Consider the following 6,061-nt stretch of genomic DNA (forward strand, 5'->3'; position numbering starts at 1 on the left):
CGATCGTTGGGCGAGACAAATGGCGATCGAACTCAATCAGCAAGCGGTGGCGAAGATTTTCTAAAGGCGATCGATCCTGCTCGTAAATAGCCATAAATAGAGGTAGGGGCAATTCCTGAATTGCCCCTACCTCTATTTATGGCTATTTACGAGCAGGATCGATCGCCTTTAGAAAATCTTCGCCACCGCTTGCTGATTGAGTTCGATCGCCATTTGTCTCGCCCAACGATCGGCATTCAAGATATCATCTAAACTAGGTGTTGCCGTAAAATCATCACGATGCTTATCGCAAACTCGTTCGATCGTGCTAGGAATATCTAAAAACTGAATTTGTTCTGCTAAAAATAGGGCTACAGCTTGCTCGTTAGCCGCATTCAATACCGCAGGCATCGATCCGCCAGCCTCACCTGCTGCATAAGCTAATCCGATACAGGGATATTTCTCACGATCGGGCGATCTAAATGTCAAATCGCCAGCTTTAACCAGATCGAACTTCTCCCAATTAGTATAAATCCGATCGGGCCACGATAGCGCATATAGTAAGGGCAACCGCATATCAGGCCAACCCAACTGCGCCAACACCGAGGTATCCTGGACTTCAATCAGCGAGTGAATGATACTCTGCGGGTGGACGACAATATCGATGTGTTCGTAACCCAAGCCAAATAAATAATGCGCCTCAATCACCTCTAAACCCTTGTTCATCAGCGTTGCTGAGTCAATGGTAATTTTTTGCCCCATCGACCAATTCGGGTGCTTGAGCGCGTCAGCAACCTTCACTGAGGCTAATTTCTCCGCAGGCAGATCGCGAAATGCGCCACCGGAAGCCGTGAGGATAATTCGCCGCAAGCCACCAGCGGGAACGCCTTGCAAACATTGAAAAATTGCCGAATGTTCGGAGTCGGCGGGGAGTAATTTGACCCCATGTTTCTCGACTAACGGTAGCACGACTGGCCCCCCAGCAATTAGGGTTTCTTTATTAGCCAGCGCAATATCTTTACCTGCTTCAATCGCTGCAATAGTAGGTAAAAGTCCCGCACAGCCGACAATTCCCGTCACGACACTCTGAGCGTCGCCATAACTGGCAACTTCGATCGTGCCCTGCGCGCCAGCCACGATAATGGGACGATAATCGAGATCGGCGATTGCCGCTTTTAACTCAGCTAACTTGGCTTCATTCCCAATCGCCACAATTTCGGGGCGAAACTGACGCACTTGTCGAGCTAACATTTCGACATTACTACCCGCCGCCAATCCCACAATCCGAAACTTATCGGGGTTGTTTTCGACGATATCTAGGGTTTGAGTCCCGATCGAGCCAGTAGAACCGAGTAAAGTAATCGCTTTCACAATCTATTTTGCCGATCTTCAAGATTTATCCAATCTCTTAATCTTACGGCGATCGGGGATCGATCGTTTAAGAAACTCGATAATTTTGAATTTTTTGGGCTAATCTCGCCGCTAGGTAAGGACTAGCCGCCTGTAGCTTTGTATGAATTTCGATCGCTTCATCCCGATAGCGGCGAATTTTAGCGACATCCCAATGCGGTGGTGGCGGCTGAAGATTAGTAATCCGATCGGCTAATTTTACCATCCACACGGCGATCGGTTGCTGCCCAATCCGCTCTAGACTATCCGATAATTGCAATGATTTCTCTAGCGCGGGATTTTTACTCAACGCCGCCACCCCGTCAGCGACATTCACACCAAACAGCACGGCAATTTGTTCGTAACTAGTTTCCGTATCTTCGATCGTATCGTGCAGCAAAGCACATTGCACCGCTAAGTCACCATCGCAGCCCGATTCGGCACTCAGCGCGGCAAGAATTTCCATACTTACCAAATTCAAATGAATCGAGTAGGGTAAATCGCTCCCCGGTAGCAGTTGTCCCCGATGCGCTGTCGCTGCAAATAAGCAAGCTTTAATATATAACTCTCGATCCCAATTAGATGTCATTTTTACAACATATTTTTATTATTTATTAATTCTCCTGCAATTCGATCGCGAATATCGTTAAAATCATTCCAGGTAAAATAAGGCTTATTTTGGGCATCTAAATATTCAGTCAATGGCAGACGAGCAAAGACATAATCTGCGGCTAAAGCCAAATTCCAATCGGTAATAGAATCGCCGATCGCGATCGTCTCATCTGCACTATAACCAGCCATAATTTGAGCTTTAGCAACCATTTCCGTGCCACCTTCATAACGCGAATTTGCCTGTAAATATGTACCGGAACTATCGATATCGATCGCGTGAATTGCCGCGATTTTATCTGCATAAGGCGCGAGTGTCGATGCGACCATGCCATGCAGTCCGCCCGAAATAATGACAATCGGTATTTGCTGACGTTTTAAAAAGTCTAAAAACTCTCCAAATCCAGCTCGAATCGGTTGCGATCGGGTAAACTCGATAATATTTGGATAACTAGTAGATGGGATCGATTCTAGCATTTGTCTGACCCCTTGGCGCAGTGTCAATCTCTTGGCATAAATTTCTGGTAATACCAGCGCGGCGACTGCTGGCGTAAATCGATTTACCATTGCCACAAACGTTTCAGCGACGGTAATCGTACCATCAAAATCACAAAAAACAATTCTTTTCATTTCAGTCCCGATCGATAGTTGCAATATCTATTCGCTACAGTTTAGCAAAATTGTAATTTCAGTCTATGACGATCAGTTTGGAATAACCCTGAAAATGATGTCTTTCTGCCGTAGCGCAATTAGAGCAGTCTCTCCGATAATGTTATATTTAAAGTGCATTAACTTCAATCCCTCCAGTATTTAAGGGAGCTTCATGGACATCACAACCACTTTAAATCAAATCGTTGCTTTAGATATCCAGGATCGAATTCGTCTGGTACAATGTATCTTAGATAGTATCGCCGCAGAACAAGTCGATCCCAATCTTACAGAACCACAAAAGCGGGAACTCGATCGACGCATTGATGATTATGAAGCAAATCTTGACAAGGTAATGACTTGGGCAGAAGTTAAAGCTTCGATTAAATAGTTATGTATCCATCACAATGAAAACCTCGAATACCACGATCGAATTAAATCCAGAATGCGCATATGATATCAATTTTCAACGCTTTTTAAATTCTTATCATCCAGATTTATTAGTTTATCCAGAACTAATCGAGCAGATGGAGGTTATGAAAGGACGAGAAATTCTTTCAGAGTTAATAGAATTAGCTTGTCAGTGTCAGAATATCAGGAATATTGAACTGGGGCGTGCTGGCATCTGAATGTTACCTAAAAATTGGGTATTAGATTACATAGAAGAAGTGGCAAAACCAATGCTGCAAAAAAATGACGAATGGGAATACCTAAGATTAATTGAAGTGTATTGGCATATTGACGAGTCATTGGTGAAAAGGTTGGCTATGCGTTGTCTCGATTGCTGTGATTCAGAAATTCAGGAACTAGGAAAGGATTGCCTTGCAAAGCTTAACAATCCAAATAGAGACAAGGTAATAGAATATTGGGAGTAAGCTAGCCTTTCTAGTAAAGATCTGTAGATCTGTAGGCTGGGTTGAAGAATGAAACCCAACATTTCTAGGATGTTTGTGTTAGAAGAATGAAACCCAGCATTTCTGAGATATTGGTGTGTTAGTTGGGTTTCGCATTTGCTCGACCCAACCTACAGATTTTTGGGGTTAATTAATGCTTGCAAACCTCTCGAAGAGAGTCTAAGCCAACACGATAACAAAAATCGCCGAACCCTTCACCTGGCTTACGATCGCGTTTGAAATATTCAAACATCGGCGTAAAGAAAGTTTCCAGATCGTCAATGTGCATTCTGTCGGTATAAACCTGCGCCAGACGCGTCTGAGCAGGGCAACCAGCCAGCCACACTTGATAACTTTCGGGGAAACTACCCACGAAACCAACTTCTGCCATATAGGGACGGGCGCAACCATTGGGGCAACCAGTCATGCGGATGACAAATTGCTCGTCAGGTAGGTCTAATTTGGTCAGGAGGGCGCGGAAACGCTCGTTGACGCTAGGAGCTACGCGCTCGGATTCGGTGACTGCCAGACCGCAGGTAGGCAGGGCTGGGCAAGCCATCGAGTAGCGGACGAGATTATCGATTTTGAGAGGATCGGGTTCGACTCCATTTTCGATCAGGATGCTGTCGATCGCGGCTTTGTCGGCTGGCTCGATGTCGTAAATCAACACGTTCTGGTGAGGAGTGACGCGCATCGGAATTTGGTACGTCTGCACGATTTCTCGCAATGCGGTACGGAGTTTAAAATCGCCTTCGTCTTTAATTCGTCCATTGACAACTGAGATACCTAAAAATACTTTACCGTCGCCTTGTTCGTGCCAACCTAAAAAATCGATATATTTAAAGGCTGGAAGTTCCTTTAATGGTTCGATGGTTTTGCCGTAATATTCTTCTACTTTGGCGGTGAATTTAGCTACGCCCCAATCGTTAATTAGGTACTTCATGCGAGCGTGACGGCGGTTGGTACGATCGCCATAATCGCGCTGGGTAGAAACGATCGCTTTAACTAAATTATAGATATCATCTTTGGGTACATACCCGATCGGATCGGCAATGCGGGCGAATGTTTCTTCTTTATTATGGGTGCGTCCTAATCCGCCACCAGCATAAATATTAAAGCCTAAGACTTCGCCTTTGTCATCAGAAATAATGACCAAACCTAAATCTTGTGAGAAGATATCGATCGAGTTATCGCCGGGAACTGTGATGGCAATTTTAAACTTACGGGGCAGATATTGAGTACCGTAAATTGGTTCTTCACCCTCTGCAAACAGCGTGTGGTTGAGATTTTGTTTTAGGGCTGCTTTAACTTCGGGAATTGGTTCGCCTGTAATGACTTTTTCGCATCTAACCAGATATCGTAATATGCGCCTGTGTGGGGCGTGAGCAAGTCAGCAATAGTATCGGCATAAGCCAAGGCATTGACATACTCTGGCTTGTTTTTGAATGGTGCTGGGGGTGCCATCACGTTCCGGTTCAAGTCGCCACAGGCACCGAGGGTAGAACCCATGTTCTGCACGATCGCATCGATGGCAGGTTTGAGATTCTTTTTGAGAATGCCATGCATCTGAAAACCCTGGCGGGTAGTCGCGCGGATAGTTTCGTTACCGTAGTCACTGGCTAATCGATCGAGTGCCAAGTACAATTGGGGTGGAATAAATCCGCCCGGATTGCGGGTGCGGAGCATCATCTGATAATCTTTTTCGGCACCTTTGACGCGATTGTCGCGATTATCCTGCTGATAGGAGCCGTGAAACTTGAGGATCTGAATTGCGTCTTCAGTGAAATAATTTGTATCGAGAAGTAGCTCGCTGGCAACGGGTTCCCGCAGATAGTTACTATCTGTCTTTAAATGTTCTACTTTGGCGAGCTTTTTGGGGGCGGAAGTGTTAACCATACTGAGTTTAAGGATCCTTGCAGGCGAAAATCTAGCCTATAGCAATCCTAATAATTAAGATCTATAGTCTGTTCATTCTAACGTCTGTGTTGAGGTGGTTCACAGCGAAAATTTCGGAATTTAGCCGCTATTAGATCGGATTTTAACACTCGAAGGCTGGCTTATACTAAGGTAGTTAAAGCTCAGTAGTCAAAGATCGATGGCAGACACCCCAGATCTCCGGCGGTATGCACCCGCAACCGAACGCAATCGCGAACCAATTCTCGCAGTTTTGCAGCAAGTCTTACCGCCAACGGGTACGATCCTCGAAATTTCTAGCGGAACTGGCGAACATGCGGTGTTCATGGCTCCCCAACTCGCACCGCGCTATTGGCTCCCCTCAGATCCCAATCCCGATGCCAGAGCGAGTATTGCTGCATGGCAACAGTCGGTACCATGCGATAATGTATATCCCCCGATCGATCTCGATGCGAGTAGTCCTGAATGGTTGGTAGAATCAAAAGAGCCAATTACCGCGATCGTGAATATTAACATGATTCATATTGCGCCACGATCTGCTTATTTGGGGTTATTTGCTGGCGCAAACCGCGTTCTGCCCATAGGTGGTATCTTGTATTTATACGGCCCGTTCAAGCAAGGTGGAATTC

Annotated in this window: 7 protein-coding genes and 1 pseudogene; 4 read left to right on the forward strand and 4 right to left on the reverse strand. The window is 45.6% G+C overall.

Features of this window, described 5'->3' with window-relative positions:
- Window positions 1-168 precede the first annotated feature (168 nt).
- From dxr to Q0R35_RS07075, 3 genes are all read right to left on the reverse strand, one after another.
- Window positions 169-1,350, reverse strand: coding sequence for a 1-deoxy-D-xylulose-5-phosphate reductoisomerase (gene dxr / locus Q0R35_RS07065; protein WP_295615390.1), 1,182 nt, complete (start codon window positions 1,348-1,350; stop codon window positions 169-171).
- A 67-nt stretch (window positions 1,351-1,417) separates the two neighbouring features.
- Window positions 1,418-1,957 carry an HD domain-containing protein gene (locus tag Q0R35_RS07070; protein ID WP_295615392.1) on the reverse strand — a complete coding sequence of 180 codons (540 nt, stop codon included), beginning with the start codon at window positions 1,955-1,957 and terminating at the stop codon, window positions 1,418-1,420.
- Between the two features lie 2 nt (window positions 1,958-1,959).
- On the reverse strand, window positions 1,960-2,607 hold the full coding sequence (locus Q0R35_RS07075) for an HAD-IB family phosphatase (protein WP_295615393.1): 648 nt from the start codon (window positions 2,605-2,607) through the stop codon (window positions 1,960-1,962).
- 193 nt (window positions 2,608-2,800) lie between these two features.
- Between Q0R35_RS07075 and Q0R35_RS07080 the strand changes: the two genes are divergently transcribed.
- Genes Q0R35_RS07080 through Q0R35_RS07090 form a run of 3 tightly spaced genes read left to right on the forward strand, consistent with a single transcriptional unit; the run spans window position 2,801 to window position 3,500 of the window.
- A complete protein-coding gene (locus Q0R35_RS07080; protein ID WP_295615395.1) occupies window positions 2,801-3,016 on the forward strand; it encodes an addiction module protein in 216 nt (71 codons plus the stop codon).
- A 16-nt stretch (window positions 3,017-3,032) separates the two neighbouring features.
- Entirely contained in the window at window positions 3,033-3,254 is a 222-nt protein-coding gene (locus tag Q0R35_RS07085; RefSeq protein ID WP_295615396.1) for a hypothetical protein, read from the forward strand.
- The gene (locus tag Q0R35_RS07090; RefSeq protein ID WP_295615397.1) at window positions 3,255-3,500 is read left to right on the forward strand and encodes a hypothetical protein; all 246 of its coding nucleotides are present in this window, start codon (window positions 3,255-3,257) and stop codon (window positions 3,498-3,500) included.
- 169 nt (window positions 3,501-3,669) lie between these two features.
- On the opposite strand, the pseudogene sir reads toward Q0R35_RS07090, so the two are convergent.
- Window positions 3,670-5,414 (reverse strand): annotated as a pseudogene (gene sir / locus Q0R35_RS07095) (sulfite reductase, ferredoxin dependent).
- Between the two features lie 199 nt (window positions 5,415-5,613).
- On the opposite strand from sir, the gene Q0R35_RS07100 reads away from it, so the two are divergent.
- A partial coding sequence (locus Q0R35_RS07100; protein ID WP_295615398.1) for a DUF938 domain-containing protein occupies window positions 5,614-6,061 on the forward strand: 448 nt, incomplete at its 3' end.

This window comes from Chamaesiphon sp. GL140_3_metabinner_50 (assembly GCF_025361915.1).
In the GTDB taxonomy this organism is placed as follows: domain Bacteria; phylum Cyanobacteriota; class Cyanobacteriia; order Cyanobacteriales; family Chamaesiphonaceae; genus Chamaesiphon.